The 20634-nt window shown below is 44.6% G+C and carries 18 protein-coding genes and 1 other annotated feature (1 of these 19 only partly in view); of the genes, 13 read left to right on the top strand and 5 right to left on the bottom strand.

Annotated features, from left to right (window positions below; all coding sequences use genetic code 11):
* Nucleotides 1-16 (top strand) — a sequence feature (Thr leader region) (it extends 104 nt beyond the left edge of the window).
* A 53-nt stretch (nucleotides 17-69) separates the two neighbouring features.
* From thrA to R8N46_RS13435, 4 genes are all read left to right on the top strand, one after another.
* Nucleotides 70-2529 (top strand): bifunctional aspartate kinase/homoserine dehydrogenase I, encoded by a 2460-nt coding sequence (gene thrA / locus R8N46_RS13450; protein ID WP_005381820.1) that lies wholly within the window; start codon nucleotides 70-72, stop codon nucleotides 2527-2529.
* Between the two features lie 20 nt (nucleotides 2530-2549).
* The gene (gene thrB, locus R8N46_RS13445; RefSeq protein ID WP_017635074.1) at nucleotides 2550-3506 is read left to right on the top strand and encodes a homoserine kinase; all 957 of its coding nucleotides are present in this window, start codon (nucleotides 2550-2552) and stop codon (nucleotides 3504-3506) included.
* Nucleotides 3503-4783, top strand: a complete 1281-nt coding sequence (gene thrC, locus R8N46_RS13440; RefSeq protein ID WP_005381818.1) for a threonine synthase — start codon at nucleotides 3503-3505, stop codon at nucleotides 4781-4783. Before thrB ends, thrC begins: the two co-directional genes overlap by 4 nt.
* Before the next feature lie 139 nt (nucleotides 4784-4922).
* Nucleotides 4923-5582: an NADPH-dependent FMN reductase gene (locus R8N46_RS13435; RefSeq protein ID WP_005382842.1), complete on the top strand. Its 660-nt coding sequence runs from the start codon at nucleotides 4923-4925 to the stop codon at nucleotides 5580-5582.
* A 110-nt stretch (nucleotides 5583-5692) separates the two neighbouring features.
* Here the strand turns inward: R8N46_RS13435 and grcA are convergent, their stop codons facing one another.
* A complete protein-coding gene (grcA, locus tag R8N46_RS13430; RefSeq protein WP_005381814.1) occupies nucleotides 5693-6070 on the bottom strand; it encodes an autonomous glycyl radical cofactor GrcA in 378 nt (125 codons plus the stop codon).
* Nucleotides 6071-6396: 326 nt separating this feature from the next.
* Between grcA and nfo the strand changes: the two genes are divergently transcribed.
* From nfo to R8N46_RS13415, 3 genes are all read left to right on the top strand, one after another.
* Nucleotides 6397-7281, top strand: coding sequence for a deoxyribonuclease IV (gene nfo / locus R8N46_RS13425; protein WP_005382844.1), 885 nt, complete (start codon nucleotides 6397-6399; stop codon nucleotides 7279-7281).
* A gap of 289 nt (nucleotides 7282-7570) precedes the next feature.
* Nucleotides 7571-8251, top strand: coding sequence for a uracil-DNA glycosylase (gene ung, locus R8N46_RS13420; protein ID WP_213972407.1), 681 nt, complete (start codon nucleotides 7571-7573; stop codon nucleotides 8249-8251).
* Nucleotides 8252-8364: 113 nt separating this feature from the next.
* On the top strand, nucleotides 8365-8916 hold the full coding sequence (locus R8N46_RS13415) for a hemerythrin domain-containing protein (RefSeq protein ID WP_005381807.1): 552 nt from the start codon (nucleotides 8365-8367) through the stop codon (nucleotides 8914-8916).
* Nucleotides 8917-9152: 236 nt separating this feature from the next.
* On the opposite strand, the gene R8N46_RS13410 is transcribed toward R8N46_RS13415, so the two are convergent.
* The gene (locus R8N46_RS13410; RefSeq protein WP_005381805.1) at nucleotides 9153-9338 is read right to left on the bottom strand and encodes a DUF3545 family protein; all 186 of its coding nucleotides are present in this window, start codon (nucleotides 9336-9338) and stop codon (nucleotides 9153-9155) included.
* 722 nt (nucleotides 9339-10060) lie between these two features.
* On the opposite strand from R8N46_RS13410, the gene R8N46_RS13405 reads away from it, so the two are divergent.
* Nucleotides 10061-11494: an alanine/glycine:cation symporter family protein gene (locus tag R8N46_RS13405; RefSeq protein WP_005381800.1), complete on the top strand. Its 1434-nt coding sequence runs from the start codon at nucleotides 10061-10063 to the stop codon at nucleotides 11492-11494.
* Nucleotides 11495-11604: 110 nt separating this feature from the next.
* The gene (gene yaaA / locus R8N46_RS13400; protein ID WP_318098444.1) at nucleotides 11605-12381 is read left to right on the top strand and encodes a peroxide stress protein YaaA; all 777 of its coding nucleotides are present in this window, start codon (nucleotides 11605-11607) and stop codon (nucleotides 12379-12381) included.
* 109 nt (nucleotides 12382-12490) lie between these two features.
* On the opposite strand, the gene srmB is transcribed toward yaaA, so the two are convergent.
* Nucleotides 12491-13714: an ATP-dependent RNA helicase SrmB gene (srmB, locus tag R8N46_RS13395; protein ID WP_213972408.1), complete on the bottom strand. Its 1224-nt coding sequence runs from the start codon at nucleotides 13712-13714 to the stop codon at nucleotides 12491-12493.
* Nucleotides 13715-13821: 107 nt separating this feature from the next.
* The gene (locus R8N46_RS13390; protein WP_104978805.1) at nucleotides 13822-14541 is read right to left on the bottom strand and encodes a tRNA1(Val) (adenine(37)-N6)-methyltransferase; all 720 of its coding nucleotides are present in this window, start codon (nucleotides 14539-14541) and stop codon (nucleotides 13822-13824) included.
* 330 nt (nucleotides 14542-14871) lie between these two features.
* On the opposite strand from R8N46_RS13390, the gene brnQ reads away from it, so the two are divergent.
* The gene (gene brnQ, locus R8N46_RS13385; protein ID WP_005381792.1) at nucleotides 14872-16182 is read left to right on the top strand and encodes a branched-chain amino acid transport system II carrier protein; all 1311 of its coding nucleotides are present in this window, start codon (nucleotides 14872-14874) and stop codon (nucleotides 16180-16182) included.
* Between the two features lie 85 nt (nucleotides 16183-16267).
* On the opposite strand, the gene fldB is transcribed toward brnQ, so the two are convergent.
* Complete coding sequence (gene fldB / locus R8N46_RS13380; RefSeq protein WP_005381790.1) at nucleotides 16268-16786, bottom strand: flavodoxin FldB; 519 nt, start codon at nucleotides 16784-16786, stop codon at nucleotides 16268-16270.
* A gap of 157 nt (nucleotides 16787-16943) precedes the next feature.
* Between fldB and xerD the strand changes: the two genes are divergently transcribed.
* From xerD to recJ, 3 genes are read left to right on the top strand one after another with little or no spacing between them, the layout of a single operon-like run.
* Nucleotides 16944-17861 (top strand): site-specific tyrosine recombinase XerD, encoded by a 918-nt coding sequence (xerD, locus tag R8N46_RS13375; protein ID WP_005381788.1) that lies wholly within the window; start codon nucleotides 16944-16946, stop codon nucleotides 17859-17861.
* A gap of 59 nt (nucleotides 17862-17920) precedes the next feature.
* A complete protein-coding gene (gene dsbC / locus R8N46_RS13370; protein WP_005381786.1) occupies nucleotides 17921-18709 on the top strand; it encodes a bifunctional protein-disulfide isomerase/oxidoreductase DsbC in 789 nt (262 codons plus the stop codon).
* Nucleotides 18710-18752: 43 nt separating this feature from the next.
* Entirely contained in the window at nucleotides 18753-20492 is a 1740-nt protein-coding gene (gene recJ, locus R8N46_RS13365; protein ID WP_017635068.1) for a single-stranded-DNA-specific exonuclease RecJ, read from the top strand.
* Nucleotides 20493-20634 lie beyond the last annotated feature (142 nt).

The raw sequence follows: 20634 nt of genomic DNA, 5'->3' as shown, positions 1-20634 counted from the left end.
TACAGGCCTTTTTTTATGCTTTTTTATCCAGAATTTAGACAAATTTAAGAAGATATACCGGAGGAAGGGATGCGAGTATTGAAGTTTGGCGGATCATCACTAGCTGATGCAGATCGCTTTTTGAGAGCGGCAGACATTATTGCCAATAACGCTCAACAAGAAGAAGTGGCGGTTGTTCTTTCCGCTCCTGGTAAAACAACAAACAAATTGGTTGCGGTCATTGAAGGCGCATTGCGCAATGGTGAAGCAGAACTACAAATCAAAGAGTTGGAGGAGTCGTTTAAAACGCTCTTCACTCAAGTCCAAGCAGTACTACCCAATATCGATGGTTCAGCTTTCGATAACCAAGTGAAAACTTCTCTCTCTCAATTACGCCAATTCGTTCATGGCATCAATCTTCTTGGCATGTGCCCAAACAATGTTAATGCACGTATTATTAGCAAAGGCGAACGCGTTTCGATTCAATTGATGAAAGCGGTGTTAGAAGCCAAAGGCCAGCCTGCACATCTTATCGACCCAGTTGAATACCTATACGCAAAAGGTGATCACCTTGAAGCCATGGTCGATGTAGATGTTTCAACGCAAAACTTCCGCCAAAACCCTCTTCCTCTGGGCCATGTGAATATCATGCCTGGCTTTACCGCAGGTAACGAGAAAGGTGAATTGGTAACACTTGGTCGCAATGGCTCTGATTATTCGGCGGCGGTTCTTGCGGCGTGTCTGCGCGCAGATTGCTGTGAGATCTGGACAGACGTAGATGGTGTGTACAACTGTGACCCTCGCTTAGTCGAAGATGCTCGCCTACTTAAATCTCTTAGCTATCAAGAAGCGATGGAGCTTTCTTACTTCGGTGCTTCCGTTCTGCACCCGAAAACCATCGCCCCAATCGCACAGTTCCACATCCCATGTCTGATCAAAAACAGCTTTAACCCACAAGGTGCAGGAACTTTGATTGGGCAAGACACTGGTGAAGACAATCTGGCGATCAAAGGTATCACGACGCTAAACGACCTAACTATGGTTAACGTCTCCGGCCCAGGTATGAAGGGTATGGTTGGCATGGCAAGCCGCGTATTTGGCGCAATGTCTTCCGCTGGTGTGTCTATTGTTCTTATTACTCAGTCTTCTTCTGAGTACAGCATTAGCTTCTGTATTGAGGCAGAAGATAAAGCAAAAGCGCAACAAGTACTGGCCGATGCGTTTGAGTTGGAACTGAAAGATAGCTTATTAGAGCCGGTCGAGTTTATTGATAATGTTTCAATCATAACGTTGGTTGGTGACGGCATGCGTACATCGCGCGGTGTTGCATCTCGCTTCTTCTCATCTCTTGCTGAAGTGAACGTAAACATTGTAGCCATCGCACAGGGCTCATCTGAGCGTGCTATCTCAGCCGTGATTCCTGAAGATAAAATCTCTGAAGCGATCAAAGCGTGTCACGAAAACCTATTCAACTCTAAGCACTTCTTAGACGTATTCGTGGTTGGTATTGGTGGCGTTGGTGGTGAGCTGGTGGATCAGATCGAGCGTCAACAGGCGAAGCTTGCGGAAAAAGGCATCGTTATTCGCGTGTGTGGCTTGGCAAACAGCAAAGGTCTTCTGCTTGATAGTGAAGGTCTGCCACTCGATCATTGGCGTGATCGTATGTCGGCAGCGACAGAAGAGTTCAGCCTAGCGCGTTTGATTTCTTTGGTTCAACGTAACCACATCATCAACCCAGTATTGGTTGACTGTACATCAAGTGAAGATATTGCGAATCAATACGCTGATTTCCTAGCTGCTGGTTTCCATGTCGTTACACCAAATAAAAAAGCAAATACAGCAAGCATGGCTTACTACCATCAGCTTCGCGATGTTGCGCGCAGCTCTCGTCGCAAGCTGATGTACGAAACAACTGTGGGGGCGGGTCTACCGGTAATCGAAAACCTGCAAAACCTAATCTCAGCGGGTGATGAGCTAGAGCGCTTCAGCGGTATTCTTTCTGGCTCTCTGTCATACATCTTCGGTAAGTTAGATGAAGGTATGAGCCTAAGTGAAGCAACTAATATCGCAAAAGAAAATGGTTTTACTGAACCGGATCCTCGTGATGACCTTTCTGGTATGGATGTTGCGCGTAAGCTTCTGATCCTGGCTCGTGAAGCAGGCATGTCTCTAGAACTAGAAGACGTTGTGGTTGATCAAGCACTGCCACCAGGTTTTGATGATTCTGGTAGCGTTGATGAATTTATGGCGCGTTTACCTGAAGCAGACGCTTACTTTAAAGAATTATCTGCAAAGGCAGCAGAAGAAGGCAAAGTACTGCGCTACGTTGGTGAGATTAATGAGGGCAAGTGCACAGTAAGCATCGCAGCGGTGGATGAAAACGATCCAATGTATAAAATCAAGGACGGTGAAAACGCACTGGCATTTTACAGCCGTTACTATCAGCCAATCCCACTAGTGTTACGTGGCTATGGTGCAGGCACCGAAGTAACGGCTGCGGGTGTATTTTCTGACGTGATGCGTACTTTAGGTTGGAAACTAGGGGTATAACAATAATGAGTTCAAGTGATATGGATGTAGTGGTTTATGCCCCAGCATCAATTGGTAATGTAAGCGTTGGCTTTGATGTGCTGGGGGCTGCCGTGTCTCCAGTGGATGGTACACTATTGGGTGACCGTGTATTGGTGAAATCTGGGGCTGATCCGTTCAGCCTTAAAACGGCGGGTGATTTTGTTGAGAAATTGCCAACTGAACCAAAAGAGAACATCGTTTACGACTGTTGGCTTGTGTTTGCTCGTGAGTTAGACAAAAAAGGCGTTGAGCTAAAACCACTTGAGATGACGCTAGAAAAGAACATGCCAATTGGCTCTGGTTTAGGCTCAAGTGCATGTTCTATCGTTGCTGCATTAGATGCATTGAACCGATTCCATGGACAGCCACTTAACGAGACAGAATTACTAGCGCTGATGGGAGAGATGGAAGGCAAGATCTCTGGTGGTATTCACTACGACAACGTTGCGCCATGTTACCTTGGTGGTGTGCAACTGATGCTTGAAGAGTTGGGTATCATCAGTCAAGAAGTGCCTTGCTTTGATGATTGGTACTGGGTGATGGCGTATCCGGGTATCAAGGTATCAACGGCGGAAGCGCGTGAGATCCTACCATCTCAATACCGCCGACAAGATATCATCGCTCATGGTCGCCACCTTGCGGGCTTTATTCATGCGTGTCATTCTGGTCAGCCAGAACTTGCTGCAAAAATGATCAAAGACGTGATCGCAGAACCGTATCGTGAGAAACTGCTTCCAGGTTTTGCGAATGCACGTCAATACGCAGCGTCTGCGGGTGCATTGGCAACCGGTATTTCTGGCAGTGGTCCGACACTGTTCAGTATTTGCAAAGAGAAAGATGTCGCTGAGCGAGTTGCTCGCTGGTTAGAACAAAACTACGTACAAAACGAAGAAGGATTCGTCCACGTTTGTCGTCTAGATAAGCAGGGTTCGAAAGTAACAGGAAGTGAGCTATGAAGCTTTACAATATAAAAGAAAATGATGAACAAGTTTCCTTTGGCCAAGCCGTTCGCCAAGGGTTAGGTCGCAATCAAGGCCTATTTTTCCCATCGGAATTACCAAAATTTGAAGATATCGATGCGCTGCTTGCAGAAGACTTTGTCTCTCGTAGCACTAAGATTCTATCGGCGTTAATTGGAGATGAACTTACAGAGGAGCAAGTGAATGCTCTTGTTGATGCTGCATTCCAATTCCCTGCGCCAATTAATCAGGTCAAAGACGGTGTTTACGCTCTGGAACTGTTCCATGGTCCAACGCTTGCATTTAAAGACTTTGGTGGTCGCTTTATGGCGCAATCTCTTGCTGCGGTTTCGGACGGCGGCAAGATCACTATTCTGACTGCAACTTCCGGCGATACTGGCGCAGCCGTTGCGCATGCTTTCTACGGTATGGAAGACATCAACGTTGTGATTCTTTACCCGAAAGGTAAGATCAGCCCACTGCAAGAGAAGCTATTCTGTACGCTTGGTAAGAACATCCATACTGTCGCGATCGATGGAGACTTCGATGCGTGTCAGGCACTGGTTAAGCAAGCTTTTGATGATTCTGCACTGCGTGAAGAGATCGGTCTGAACTCTGCAAACTCAATCAACATCAGCCGTTTGATGGCGCAAATCTGTTACTACTTTGAAGCAGCTGCGCAAATGAGCAAGCAAGAGCGTGAAAACCTAGTGGTATCAGTACCAAGTGGTAACTTTGGTAACCTAACTGCTGGTCTACTGGCAAAAGCGCTGGGCTTGCCTATCAAACGCTTTATCGCGGCAACTAATGCCAATGACACTGTTCCTCGCTACCTAGAAACAGGTAAGTGGGAGCCAAAACCAACAGTCGCAACAACATCGAACGCGATGGACGTGAGCCAACCAAACAACTGGCCTCGTATTGAAGAGCTGTGCCGCGTGAAAGAGTGGGGCTTGGAGACGTTAGGTAAAGGCGCAGTATCTGATGAGCAAAGCGCACAGTCAGTGAAAGATTTACATGCTCTAGGCTACCTATGCGAACCGCATGGTGCGATTGCTTACCGAGTGCTTGAAGAACAATTGCAAGACGGTGAAACCGGTCTGTTCCTATGTACTGCTCACCCTGCGAAGTTCAAAGAAGTCGTGGATGATATTCTAGAATCCGATATCGAGCTTCCTGCGCCACTAGCGAAGCACGCTGCGATGGAGCTGCTATCGGAAGAGCTCGACGCAGACTTTGACGCATTGAAACAAGTACTGCGCCGCGTGCAGTAAGCTTCAAAGTATAGTAAGTATCAAAAACAGAAATAACGAGAGGTGAATGAGTAATCATTCACCTTTTTTATTGTTGGTAAGTTTTGACTCTCTTTATGATTGAGAAACGAACTTAACTAAATGAGATGGAAAGAGAAGCATGCATTTTTTGATTTTTCTTGGCTCAGTGAGAGACAGCACGCCACCACGACCAGCCCGTTTAGGAATGCGAGTCAGTAAAGCGTGTGAAAAACTCATCGCGAGTCAACATTCGCAACATACGGTCGAAATCATCGACCCTTTGAATTACGACTTTGGTGATGTGTTTAAGCCCGAGTTTGCTTATCACCGCTCTAAAGTTCCGCAGCACCTAAGTGAGCTAGCAGACAAAATCAAACATGCGGATGGGTATGTGATGGTTAGCCCGGAATATAACCATTCGATGAGTCCTGCCTTGGCGAACATGCTTAACCATTTCGGCAGTTCGCTGTTTTCTTACAAGCCGAGTGCTATCGTGACCTACTCTGCAGGGCAATGGGGTGGCGCTCGTGCTGCAGTGTCGATGCGTACCTTCTTATCTGAACTTGGATGTCTACCTGTCTCTGCGATGATCCACATTCCGAAAGCGCAAGAAGTCTTTGATGAACAGGGCGTTGCTGCGGATGAGTCGGAGCAGACGCAGTGGGACAACTATATGAATCGCACTATGCATCAATTGATTTGGTGGGCAGAAGGGGCGTCACTGCAAAGAGATAGGCTTGATCCAACCTCTGTAGCGCAAGCGTTTCAGAAAGATCCTTCGCAAAGAAATGCACCTTAGAGGCGAGTTGCTTTCCATTATAGAAAGGGGTTAGAAGGATTCTGAAACAAAAAAGCTTGGTCATTGCTGACCAAGCTTTTTAAATTCTAGCGAGCTAGTTTACTGAGAGATTATAGAGTCTCAGTAAAAGTACGAGCGATTACATCACGTTGTTGCTCTGGAGTTAGCGAGTTAAAACGTACTGCGTAACCAGAAACACGAATAGTTAGTTGTGGGTATTTCTCTGGGTGTGCAACTGCATCTTCTAGTGTTTCGCGTTTAAGCACGTTCACGTTTAGGTGTTGGCCGCCTTCGATACGAGGAGCAGTTTCGATTGCAACTTCACGGCTTTCGTATTCACCTAGGTCGCTGATTGCGATAACTTGGTCTGCTTCGTAGCCAGCAGTTGCAGCAACACAACGAGCTTCATTTTTTTCGCTATCTAATAGCCAGATAGAGTTTAGTAGGTCGTCGTTTGCCGCTTTTGTAATTTGGATACCTTGGATCATCACTATCTCCTAGACCACTTACGTGGTGATTATTGGTGTTAATTTTCGAATTTTCGTTGAGCTGAGTATTATATAGCTAATATCCACTATTTTAATATTGATTTAAGTCAAGAAACAACCAAAAACATTATTTTTATTAAGGTGATTTTATTGAGTTAAATCAATAAAACCTTTGAAAACAAACTAATTACAATTTATTTGATAATATAAAAAATATTTAATAACTTGTTTTGTTGTAAATTTACTCCAAATTGAGATTAAAATTTAAACTGGTTAACGCAACTATCTGTATTTAGGTAGCAATACTGAAAGTCTAAAGTGATTAAATGACAAACATGAAAAACAAGCTTGGGAATAAACTCATTGGTGCACATGTCTCTGCTGCTGGTGGGGTCGATCAAGCTCCGTTGAGAGCTCGTGAAATTGGCGCGAATGCATTCGCACTATTTACAAAAAACCAACGCCAGTGGGTGGCGAAGCCTTTAGAAGCAAAAACCATCAGTGCGTTTAAAGCGAACTGTAAAATGCTGGGTTTCGGAGCAGAACATATTCTTCCCCATGATTCTTATCTGATTAACTTGGGTGCGCCGGAAGAAGAAAAGCTGAATAAATCCCGCGCGGCATTTATTGATGAAATGGAGCGTTGTAATCAGTTGGGGCTGACTTTGCTTAACTTCCATCCGGGTAGTCACCTAAAGAAAGTCTCTGAACAGGAGTGCCTCGCGACGATCGCCGAGTCGATCAATCTTGCGCATAAAGCGGTGCCGAATGTGATCGCTGTTATCGAGAATACGGCAGGTCAAGGCACTAACTTAGGCTGGAAGTTTGAGCACCTTGCTGAAATCATCGAGCAAGTGGAAGATAAAGATCGTGTCGGCGTTTGTATTGATACCTGCCATACCTTTACGGCTGGTTATGACTTACGTACAAAAGAAGATTGCGAGCGCACCTTTGCAGAGTTCGACCGTATCGTAGGTATGCACTATTTAAGAGCAATGCATCTAAATGATTCAAAAGTAGAGTTTGCCAGCAAAGTAGATCGCCACCATTCGCTAGGTAAAGGAGAGATCGGGTGGGATTGCTTTGAGTACATCGCGAAAGACCCTCGTTTTGATGGTATCCCTCTGATTTTGGAAACAATTGATCCAGATATTTGGCAGCAAGAGATCAACACGTTGCGTCAATTCCATTTAGCGGCCATTGCCAGTTAATGGCGTAACCACAAAGTTGGCACCTTTCTTTCTTAGTCATTGAACATCAATCTCTGAATTAGCAAAGAAGGATGCCAACATGTCTCGACCACTCTCTTTTACTCCTTATGCTTTCACTCGTCGCGTGCTTCGCTTACCGATGCCTAATCGTCACATTACCGGACAGGGGCATTTTCGAACGCCACAGAAGCATTAGTCTTTTATTACTTGTCTCAAGTTCGTGGTAAGTTTTTGTTTGTTTGAGTTTCGCTCGTTAGAATAGAAGCAAAATTTAGGACAGGAACTTTCCATGAATCAGTCACCCACTTGGCACGATGTGATCGGCGAAGAGAAAAAGCAGAGCTACTTTGTAGACACCTTGAATTTTGTTGAAGCCGAACGCGCCGCAGGCAAAGCTATTTTTCCTCCCGCAAAAGATGTCTTTAACGCGTTTCGTTTTACCGAGTTCAAAGACGTTAAGGTCGTGATTCTAGGACAAGACCCATACCACGGCCCAAATCAGGCGCATGGCCTGTGTTTCTCTGTATTTCCTGGCATTAAAACGCCACCGTCACTGGTTAATATGTATAAAGAGCTGGCGCAAGATATTGAAGGTTTCCAAATCCCTCAGCATGGTTTTTTGCAAAGCTGGGCTGAACAAGGCGTATTGTTACTCAATACGGTATTAACGGTGGAGCAAGGTAAAGCGCATTCACATTCAAAGACAGGTTGGGAAACGTTTACTGATCGAGTGATTGAAGCCATTAATCAGCATCAAGAAGGTGTAGTGTTCTTGCTGTGGGGGTCACACGCGCAGAAGAAAGGTCGTTTTATCGATCGCAATAAGCACCATGTGTTAGCTGCCCCACACCCATCGCCACTTTCTGCACATCGAGGCTTTTTCGGTTGTAAGCATTTCTCTCAAGCAAACCAGTTGCTTACATCACAAGAAAAAGCACCAATTAACTGGCATTTGCCATTAACGGTATAAATGAAGAGACAGCGATCATGGATGGTATGATCGCTGTTTTTTTGAGCACGCTCGAGGCTGATAGTAAATTTCTCATGTACACTTACTAAAAGTAGGTGTTAAGGAGAGACGCTATGATGATCGAAAGAATTCGACGCGAACATGGTTATATGGTTCGTCTGTTGGCGATACTGCGCCATAAGCTTAATGAGATAAAAAAAGAACGTGTAATCAACTATGCGTTAGTAAGCGAGATTGTTGATTACCTCTCTAATCATTCGGAGAAAGTACACCACCCGAAAGAAGATATCCTCTATCACCACTTTCTTGAACACTATGGTAAGCAACAAACCATGGAAAATTTAGAGAAAGAACATCTAGAGTTAGCGAGTAAAACCAGAGAGTTTTCATCCGTGATAGAGATGATCCTTCAGGATGCTGTTGTGCCACAAGACATGTTTGTCGCTCACCTAGAAGATTTCATAGAATCGCAAAGGCACCACTTGGAGCTAGAAGAGCGAAAAATTTTGCCTCTCATTGAAGAGTTATTTACCACAGAAGATTGGCAGCATGTCGAGAGCTTATGGAGCGTCAGTGAGGATGATCCTGTGTTTGGTGACACGATTGCTGATCGTTATAAGCAGTTGGCCGAACGTGTTCGTCAAAGTGATACTGAATATGTTTAAGACTGAATGATGAAACCTGAGCGAGCGAAAGCCGTCTCTCGGGTTTGTGAGATACATTTCTTATTTATTGGGAATCAACCGAAAATTTAGTGTACATATTTCTCGGCAAAAAGTACGGAAGATTCTCATTGAGTAATAATGGTATTCATACTTAAACCTTGGTACATAAACTCACGGTGTTTACGGTCACTGTAAACAAAAAACAAAAGGCACCTGTAAGGTGCCTTTTGTTTGAATTAGAGTTTAATGTCTTCCAAGTTATAATCGGTACAGACATCAAGTTCGCGCAGCTCTTTAAGCAAATTGCGTCTGTCGTTCATCTCTTCTATTTCACGCCACTTTCGCTTTACTGGTTTGGCACGAGATTTGGTTGTTGAGGTAGTATCCAGATTAAAAATGTCATCTAGTTGAAAGCCTTCCATAAGCCACCTTTACCTTTCTTAAGCTAAACTGTTGTAACCAGTCCTTGTGGAGTTTTTTTTAGTACCACAATAGCCGTGAGAATAACCATGATATATTTCGCATTTGTGTCGGTAGCATGACATTTTCGTGCAAAAATATTCTCAAAATCACACTTTTTATTGCAACGATGTGGATAAAAAATGCACAAACGATCTCAAGAAAACGATTAAATAGAGAGATTTTCTATGTTAATTCGATTTGATGAATGGGTGCACTGCGCAAAGGTTAAAGTTGCATAAAATCAGTTTGATGAAATAGTGTTCAATTAGATGGTAAGTCACTAGCGTAAATTTATGTAACACCTTGTGAATACTAGCTTGTTCTTGTTTATACGGTTTACCATTCCATTTAATGAAGAATAATTATTTATGTTGGTGTTTGGTAATTGAAATGTTGCGCAGTTTGAGTGTTAAGTCTTCTATTTATGTTATTTTTTGGTGACTTTATAGTGAAAAATAACAATGTTATTCTTGTTGTTGCATATTGATTTTTGCGCTCCTAGGTTGCATTATCCGCCCGTCAAAAAATACGCTGGTACGTAAAATGGATGCATGAAGCGACGTTTACGATTCTAGATTGCCCATAAACATTACTTAAAAAGCTAAGCACACTTTGACACTTAGCAGGCAATTTGGTGGATGGCTAGGACGCATAGACTGGCGCAACTCACTTTGAGGTACACATGACAGACTTAATCAATTTGATGAACGATCTCCTCTGGGGCTCGATTCTGGTTTATCTTCTTGTTGGTGTTGGTATTTACTTCACCGTTCGATTAGGGTTCATTCAGTTCCGCCATTTCGGCCACATGTTCTCTGTTCTTAAGAACAGCCGTAAAGCAGACAAAGCTGGTATTTCCTCTTTCCAAGCGCTTTGTACTAGTCTTGCTGCACGTGTTGGTACAGGTAACATGGCGGGCGTTGCAGTTGCATTGACTGCGGGTGGTCCTGGTGCGATCTTCTGGATGTGGCTGATTGCAATGCTTGGTATGGCAACATCGTTTGCTGAGAGCACACTGGCGCAGTTATACAAAACCAAAGATGATGATGGCAACTACCGTGGTGGCCCTGCCTACTACATGGAAAAAGGCCTGGGCATGCGTTGGATGGGCGTGTTGTTCTCAGTTTTCCTAATCATCGCTTTTGGTTTGGTATTCAACGCCGTACAAGCTAACTCAATTGCCAATGCAATGAGCAACGCATTTGGTTGGAATAACCTGTATGTCGGTATTGCCGTTGTTTTACTGTCTGCAATTGTTATTTTCGGTGGCATCAAGCGTATCGCAAGAGTTGCTGAGATGATCGTTCCGATCATGGCACTACTTTATCTAGCCCTAGCGCTGTTCATCATGTTCTCTAACCTAGAGAAATTACCTGATGTATTGATGCTTATCTTTAAGAGTGCATTTGGTCTGCAAGAAGCAGCAGCAGGTGGTCTTGGCTACGCAATTGCACAGGCAATGATTAACGGTATCAAGCGCGGTCTATTCTCGAATGAAGCAGGTATGGGTTCTGCACCTAACGCGGCAGCTTCAGCAACACCTTACCCACCACACCCAGCGTCTCAAGGTTACGTACAGATGCTAGGCGTGTTCATGGATACGATCGTTATCTGTTCTGCAACAGTGGCTATCATCCTGATGTCTGGTGAGTATGTCGGTCAAGCAACAGAAGTGACGGGTATCGAGCTAACTCAGCGTGCATTGAGCTCACAAGTTGGCGATTGGGGCGGCATCTTTGTTGCTGTGGCAATCTTCTTCTTTGCGTTTACTTCAATCATTGCAAACTACTCGTATGCTGAAACGAACTTAATCTTCCTAGAGCACAATCATAAAGCGGGCTTAAGCATTTTCCGCGTTATTGTTCTTGGTATGGTGATGTTTGGTGCACTAGCTTCGTTACCAGTCGTATGGTCGCTTGCTGATGTCTCTATGGGTCTGATGGCGATAGTCAACTTGGTGGCGATCATCTTGCTATCTGGCATCGTGATTAAACTGGCCAAAGATTACAACCGCCAGCTTGGTGAAGGCAAAGTGCCAACATTTGATGCGAATGATTTCCCAGAGCTGAAATCTCAGCTTGAAGAAGGCATTTGGTACAACGATAAAAAAGACTAAGTGAGCTATCACTCATAGTTGAAAGCTATTAGTACGATGTAAAAAGCCATGCAGACAATGCATGGCTTTTTTTGTACCCTATTAAAAACAAAATTAGAGAAGGGAAAGTCATGCTTATCGTAGTTTCTCCAGCGAAGACTCTTGATTACGAGTCTCCGTTAGCGACAGAAAAATTTACTCAACCTGAGTTGGTCGAATACTCAAAAGAGCTTATCGATGTTTGCCGCAAACTGACTCCTGCTGATGTTGCCTCTTTAATGAAAGTGAGCGACAAGATTGCCGATTTAAATGTGGGTCGATTCCAAGAGTGGAGTGAAACGTTTACCACTGAAAACTCACGACAAGCCATTCTTGCATTTAAAGGTGACGTTTACACAGGGCTAGACGCCGAAAGTTTATCTGAAGCGGACTTCGAATATGCTCAAGATCATCTGCGTATGCTATCGGGTCTTTATGGTTTACTAAAACCACTTGATTTGATGCAGCCATACCGTCTTGAAATGGGTACCAAGCTTGCAAACGACAAAGGTACGAACTTGTACCAGTTTTGGGGCAATGTTATTACGGACAAGCTTAACGAAGCGATTTCTGCTCAAGGTGATAATATCCTTATCAACCTTGCATCAAATGAATACTTTAAAGCGGTTAAGCCAAAGAATTTAGATGCGCAAGTGATCACGCCAGTTTTCAAAGATTGTAAGAATGGTCAATACAAGGTCATCAGTTTTTACGCGAAGAAAGCGCGCGGTATGATGGCGCGTTACATCATTGAAAACCGTGTTGAGAGCGTGGCAGACCTGACTAAGTTTGATACGGCGGGTTACTACTTTGTGGAAGATGAATCGACGCCAACAGAGTTAGTATTTAAACGCGAAGAGCAAAAATAAAGCTGATTGAGACGTAGTTTACGTTAATCTCTATCAGCACAAACGAAAAAGGGTTGGCATTGCCAACCCTTTGTTATTTTTTAGCTTGAGCTACTTCGCCCCAACAAGGTTACTTCTTCTTAGCGGTTTTCTTTTTCGCTACTTTTTTCTTGTCGTCTTTTTTCTTTTTCTTCTTAAACACAGGCTTTTTGTGTTTAGGACGCATCTCTTTCACGAAACGCTCTTTGATGTCTTCCTTCACGTAGCGCGCAACGCGATCCATCATTGGTTGGTCGTGTGCTTCTACGATTGAGATAGCGTTACCTTTTTTACCCGCGCGAGCCGTACGGCCGATACGGTGAAGGTAAACATCAGCCGTGCGCGGCATGTCGTAGTTGATAACGTGTGATACATCCGGAAGATCGATACCACGCGCAGCAACGTCCGTCGCGAGCAGAACGTTCACAGTTCCATCGCGGAAGCGAGAAATTGCATTGTTACGACGATCTTGCGGCATTTCACCTTGAATCCAAGAACATGGAATCTGTGCACTTTCAAGCTGCGCTCGTAGCTCAGCCAAACGCTCACGAGTCTTTAAAAAGACGATAGTGCGCTCAGCTTGCTGAGTAATAATGTGTTTTAGTAATTCTAGTTTGTGTTCAGCATCATCAGCTCGGTGATACCACTGAGCAATTTTCTTACGCTCACGCAGCGGTGATTTTGCATCAATTTCTGCTGGGTCATTCAACAGATTAGCGGTAAAGCCTTCTACGCCTTTCCCTTCTAACGTTGCTGAGAACAGAAGGGTTTGCTTACGCCAGCGACATTCGTTAGATAGGCGATCGACAGTAGGAGCAAAACCCATATCTAGCATACGGTCTGCTTCATCAAGGATTAACCATTCGATTGCACGACAATCAAAACGTTCTGCATCAATGTATTCTTTTAAACGGCCAGGTGTCGCAACCACAATGTCTTGTGTTGTTGCAAGGATGTCGGCGTGCTCTTGGTACTGAACACCACCAGTGATGGTGAAAATGTTGAGTTTGGTATTTTTTGCCAAAGCACGTGCTTGATCGGCAATTTGCATCGCCAGTTCGCGAGTAGGCGTTAGGATCAAAATACGCGCAGGCCCAGGCTTACGACGAGGGAAGTCTTGCAAGTATTGCAATGCTGGCAGGACGAAGGCGGCCGTTTTACCAGTTCCTGTTGGCGCTGACGCTAGAATGTCACGACCGTCCAACGCTTGTGGAATCGCTTCTGCCTGAATTTTTGTTGGGCGTTCGTAACCCATCTCTTCAATGGCTTCAAGTAGGTTTTGGTCTAGATCAAGTTCAGCAAAGGTTCTGATCACAATGAGTTCTCCACAAGCAAAGCTTGGTTAATGGTTCGCCACAACAGCATAGAATACAAAAAGGTCGCACATTATAAAGTGATTGGTGATAAGGATCACATGTTATTTCACATCTTAAGATAAAACTCGCGGGTTAACTGGATGAAATCATCACTATAGCCGTCATTTGAACGGATAATTAAATGTGACGTCTGCAAATCGCAAGGTCGTTTTGACAGTTCAAATAACAATCGGTGTACTGGTTTCTTTTCTGATGGTTGCACACGACAGATCCTCGATAGATACCAACCTTGGTTTAATGCTAGCTCAATGAACTGCTCGCCTTCGGTGATTGGCAACACAAAACTAGCTCTCCCTTCGTCATCAAGCAAATGATAGCAACGCTGTAGCAATGCGTTATGGCCTAGCGTATCAGTGTGCCTCGCGGTTGCACGTTGACTGTGTTTCGATTGCTCGCCGCTGTTGAAGTAGGGCGGGTTACAAATGATGCGTTGGAATGAATGTGTCGGCGTAAAGTGCAGTATGTCGGTGTGATGCACACTTACACGATCTGACCAAGGAGACTGGGCCATATTTTTTTGCGCGGCAGCAACGGCTGTTAATTCGATATCGACCGCAGTTATTTGAGCTTCCGTAAAGCGTTGAGCACACATCAGGGCAAGCAGGCCAGTGCCAGTGCCAATATCGAGAATTTTAGCGTCGTTAGGGCTTTGAATCCAAGCACCAAGCATTACCCCGTCTGTGCTGACTGGCATACCACTCTCGCCGCCCTCAATACAAAATTGCTTAAAATTGAAGCCTTTAGTTTTCAGTTTTTTGTTCTTCATGATTGTTTTATATTTGCTCAATAATTAAGTGGATTGCTCTATTGTTTATTAATTGTATAGATTGTTGTTTTGTTGGTTATTAAATTGTATTGTTAATTGATCGAGATAAAGAACTGGTCTGTTATTTGGATCTGGTTATATCCACTGCTTTTAAGTTTGAAAACTAAATTAATATGGTGTTTTTTTCTTAAAGGTTGCCAAATGATGAGTCTTTCGTCATTATGCGGCGAAAATTTTATAGATTGAACCACGTGTACTTATTGACTTTAGGTATACAAAAAGTGGTCTAAGCATACACAACATTCATTAATTAAAAGACAAGGGTTATCTGTGAAGCAGACGTTAAAACTAACAGATATTATCGCAGTAGGCTTTATGCTATTTGCGTTCTTTTTAGGTGCGGGCAATATTATCTTTCCACCTCTAGCGGGTCAGTTAGCGGGTGAAAACTTAATGCCAGCTATGTTTGGTTTCTTGCTAACAGCGGTAGGTCTACCTCTTATTACTATCGTTGCTATTGCTGTTGCTGGTGGTTCTTGGGATCACTTGACGCAAGATCTTCCGAAAAAAGCGGCAGTTCTTATGGCTGCACTGATTTTCATCATCATTGGTCCAGCGTTTGCAGCGCCTCGTACTGGCCTAGTGGCTTACGAGATGGCGGTGAAACCTTTCTTCCTTGAGGCGTCACAAACGCATCTGACAGCGTTCTCAGTGATCTTCTTTATCGCAGCGATGATGTTCTCATGGTTCCAAGGCCGTTTGATCGATCTTATCGGTAAAGTACTGACACCAGCATTGTTTGTTGGTTTGATCATTCTTGCTGTCGCTGTCTTCCTTGATCCTCAGGGCGATATGATTGGCGCGCACGGTGAATACCTAACGCAGCCTCTGACCAAAGGCTTCTTAGAAGGCTACAACACAATGGATACGTTCGCGTCATTGATGTTTGGTATGCTGATGGTTGATGCACTGCGCGGCAAAGGCATTACTGAGCGCTCTGCAACTACTAAATATCTGATCTATGCAGGTTGTATTGCTGCTGCTGGTCTTGCGTTTGTTTACATCTCACTATTTTACTTAGGTGCGACGAGTGCAACTGTTGCTGCTGGTGCTGATAATGGTGGCCTAGTGCTTAGCCAATACGTTCAAGCGTTGTTTGGTCCATACGGTCAAATCGTTCTGTCTGTCATCGTATTGCTAGCGTGTCTGACAACCGCGATTGGCTTGATTTCTGCGTGTTCAGATTTCTTCAGCTCGAAAACACCACTGTCATACAAGCAATGGGTACTGATTAATGGTTCTGTTTGTGCATTGGTTGCAAACGTTGGTCTTGCGCAGCTGATTTCTCTGTCAGTGCCAGTATTGTTTGCGCTGTACCCTGTGGCGATTGCGTTGGTTGCACTAACATTTGTGCGCAGCAAACTGCCGAATCCACGCTTTGCTTACCGCGCGGTACTGCTTGTATCTCTGTTGTTTGCGTTGGTTGATGCGGCAAAAGTATCGGGTATTGATGTTTCTGCGTTTAACATGTTGCCACTATTCGAAGTCGGCATGGGTTGGGTGCTTCCAACATTTGCGGCTATCGTGTGCATGTTCTTCATCGCGAAACCTCGCCCAGAATTAGCACAAGAAACCGCGTAATCACTTCGCGTTATCAAGATAATAAAAAGCCCGATGAATTACTTCATCGGGCTTTTTACTTTTTAATGATTACGTGTTTGCGCTATTAAAGCGTGTCGTGGAATTCCACAAGAACTTGTTCACACCATTTTTCGATGCGTTCATCACTCAGTTCGTACTGTGAGTCTTCATCTAACGCAAGTCCAACAAACTTGCTGCCATCTTCGATCAGTGCTTTCGATGCTTCAAATTCGTAGCCTTCATTTGGCCAGTAACCGATAAAGGTTGCGCCTGTGGCTTGTAATTCATCGTGAAGTAAGCCCATCGCATCTAAATACCACTCTCCGTAACCTTCTTGGTCACCCAGGCCAAACAGCGCTACAACTTTGCCTTTCAGTGGCGTGGTCGCGATGTCTTGCCAAATCGCGTTCCAATCTTCTTGAATTTCACCAAAATCCCAAGTTGAGATGCCAAGGAGTAATAAGTCGTAGTCCGCCATTAGTGATAACGGTGTCTCTTTCACATTGTGAATGTCGACAAGGTCTTCACCAATAAGGGTACGAATTTTCTCTGCTGCCATTTCGGTGTAGCAGGTCGTTGAGCCGTAAAAGAGTCCGATTTTCATTATATTCGTCGTTATTTGTGTTGCTGTTGTGGAAGATTCTAACCATAAATTGAGGAAGATTGCAGCGAATATCCTATGTGGGATGATTTTTTATGGTATTGGATTGGCAGGTGCTTTAATCTAAATACTGTAAATATAAACAGATAAGGAAGCATTCATGACGGCACAACAGCCTGTCAATCAACAAGATTTTTCGCTTGTTGAGCAATTCTTAGATGCGATGTGGATGGAGCGTGGTCTATCAGAGAACACGTTGGCTTCCTACCGAAACGATTTAATGAAGCTGCTCGTGTGGATGGAAAAACATCGATACCGTCTTGATTTTATCAGTTTGTCTGGCTTGCAAGAATATCAAAGCCACCTTGTAGACTTAGATTACAAACAGACGTCCCGTGCGCGTATGTTGTCGGCTATTCGTCGTTTATTTCAATACCTGCATCGTGAGAAGGTGCGCGCTGATGACCCGAGTGCGCTCTTGGTTAGCCCTAAACTGCCACAACGTTTACCCAAAGATATTAGTGAAGAGCAAGTGGACGCGTTGCTCGAAGCGCCAGACCCGAATGACCCTATAGAATTGCGCGATAAAGCGATGCTAGAGCTACTCTACGCGACAGGGTTGCGTGTGACAGAGCTCGTCAGTTTGACCATGGAAAATGTTAGCTTGCGCCAAGGGGTGGTGCGCGTGACTGGTAAAGGTGGTAAAGAACGCCTGGTTCCTATGGGGGAAAACGCGGTCGATTGGATCGAGACGTTCATTCAACAAGGGCGCCCTGCGTTACTTGGTGATACATCATCTGATATTGTTTTTCCTAGTAAACGCGCAAGACAGATGACTCGTCAGACGTTTTGGCACCGTATTAAATACTATGCTTTGATAGCAGGGATTGATACTGATCAGCTGTCGCCGCACGTACTGCGTCATGCCTTTGCCACGCATTTATTGAACTATGGCGCAGATCTCAGGGTCGTACAGATGCTTTTAGGACATAGTGACTTATCGACCACGCAAATTTATACTCACGTGGCGACTGAACGATTGAAGCAGATCCACAGTCAACACCACCCAAGAGCATAACAATGGTTAGATTCATCCATGTCCTCTTGGAAAAACGATTTTACATTAAGGTGAATTTCATGAGCGTATTACGCCGACTAACTCTGCTGACTTTACCATTTTTTGTTACCGCTTGTGGTGCAGAAGAAAGTCAGGCTCAAACGGAGACTCCTGCGCAACAAGTGGCGCCAGCTGCACAAAGCGGCTTTGATGAAGCAGCATTAAAAACTAAGTTCTCAAAGCTTGGTTTATCTATCGTTGATATTCAACCATCAGACGTCGCTGGCTTATTGGAAATTCAAACCAATGGCGGGATCCTGTTTGCTTCAAATGATGGTAGCCATTTTATCGCCGGTACGCTTTATGCCATTAATGATGATGGCAGTTACAAAGATGTCATAGCAGAGCGTCAAGCGCCGCTTAACGCCGAGAAAATTGCGCAGTTCTCCGATAGCATGATCGAATACAAAGCCGACGATGAAAAGTACGTTGTGACCGTATTCACCGATATCACATGTGGTTACTGTGTGCGTCTGCATAGCCAAATGCAAGGCTATAATGATCTAGGTATTACAGTGCGTTACATGGCTTACCCTCGCCAAGGTGCAACTGGCCCTGTGGCAGAACAAATGGCAACGATTTGGTGTGCTGAAGATCCGGCGTCGGCAATGCACAACGCGAAAGTGAATCGTACATTTGATAACCCTGCGAAAGACCTGAAACAGTGTAAAGAAACCATCCAGGCGCATTACAATCTAGGTCGCCAATTGGGTATTTCTGGTACGCCAGCAATCTTCTTACCGAATGGCGAAATGGTTGGTGGCTACCTACCACCTGCAGAGCTATTGAAACGTTTAAAGCAACTATAATCCATTAGGAGCAGAGTCGGCAAAGTTGTCGGCTCTTTTAAGCATGATAGAAATTCAACGACGTCCTGAACCTGATCTTTCCCTTCTTCCTGATTCCATTCCTCCGATTCTTAAACGTATCTACATCAACCGTGGGATAACGGATCTTTCACAATTAGAAACGTCGGCCCGTGGGTTGCATTCATATCAAAAACTCGGGGGGATTGAGCAAGCTGTCGATCTTTTGTTTCAGGGGATAAAAGAACAAAAACGCATCATCGTTGTCGGTGATTTTGACGCTGATGGTGCGACAAGCTCAGCATTATCAGTACTCGCGCTGCGTATGCTTGGTAGTCACAATGTGGATTACCTAGTGCCAAATCGTTTTGAAGACGGTTATGGGTTAAGTCCAGAAGTCGTTGACCAAGCCTTAGAGCTTGGCGCTGAGATGATCATGACGGTGGATAACGGCGTCTCATCAATCGAAGGCGTGCGTTACGCAAAAGAAAATGGCATTACTGTGCTTGTTACCGATCACCACTTGCCAGGACAAGTGTTGCCTGATGTGGATGCAATGGTGAACCCAAACCTTGAGAGCTGTAGCTTTCCATCTAAAGCGCTTGCGGGTGTGGGGGTCGCGTTTTATCTCATGATGGCACTATGCGTTCATATGCGAAAACACAATTGGTTTGCAGAACAGGGGATGCAAGAGCCCAAGTTGATGGAACTGATTGACCTTGTTGCACTGGGTACCGTCGCCGACGTCGTTCCATTGGATGAAAACAACCGCATTCTTGTACACCAAGGTTTGCAACGTATTCGTGCGGGCAAAGCGCGTCCCGGCATCCAAGCGTTAATTGAGGTCGCGAAGCGCGATGCGCGTCGTTTAGTTGCGTCCGATTTTGGCTTTGCTTTAGGTCCACGTATTAATGCTGCAGGTCGTCTTGATGACATGTCTTTCGGTGTTGAACTGCTGATGTGTAACAACATCCACGCTGCTCGTCGCATGGCAAGTGAATTGGATGGCTTGAACCAAACACGTAAAGAGATTGAAGAAGGCATGAAGCAAGAAGCGATGGCTTTCTGTGAGCGCCTTCAGTTTGGTGAAGGCAATGAGCTTCCTTATGGCCTAGCCTTGTTCCAACGTGATTGGCATCAAGGTGTGATTGGTATTTTGGCTTCGCGTATTAAAGAGAAGTTTCACCGTCCAGTCATTGCATTTGCTGATGGCGGAGAAGGGACGATTAAAGGCTCGTGTCGTTCTATTCCGGGGCTACACATGCGCGATGCGTTGGATTTCATCGACACGCAAAACCCGGGTTTGATCATCAAGTTTGGTGGACACGCCATGGCAGCAGGCTTAACGATTAAAGAGCAGGATTTTGAGCGTTTCAGTCGTTTGTTTGATGAAGTGGTAAAAAAGGAACTCGATGAAGCGGCGCTAAAAGGCGTGATCATGTCAGATGGTGAACTTAAGCCGGAAGAGTTCTCTATGCATGTTGCTGAACAGCTGCGATCGGGTGGCCCTTTTGGACAAGCTTTCCCAGAGCCAATCTTTGATGGTGAGTTTAAAGTACTGCATCAAAAGCTGGTGGGTGAGAAGCATCTTAAATTGATGTTAGAGCCGCTTTATAAAGGTCACCCTACCAATGTGATGATCGACGGCATTGCATTCAATGTTGATCTACGCCGATGGCCAGATGCATCGGTTAAAACAGTACGTCTCGCGTATAAGCTGGATGTGAATGAATTTCGTGGTAATCAATCATTGCAATTGATGATCGATCATATCGAAGCTAAGTAATACCTAGATTAACCTTTCTTATAGAGTACGGTTGCCCCGAAGTGGGTGTAAAATTTTATGACCGTGCTCTCTCTCACCGCAATCTGATTTCTCATCCGAAATTTTCCTGTATCTCGGTCACATTTTTCAGTAGAATTTCTCG

The sequence above is a fragment of the Vibrio sp. 1874 genome (genome assembly GCF_033344395.1).
Taxonomy (GTDB): domain Bacteria; phylum Pseudomonadota; class Gammaproteobacteria; order Enterobacterales; family Vibrionaceae; genus Vibrio; species Vibrio alginolyticus.
This window is presented reverse-complemented; position numbering and strand designations above follow the sequence as displayed.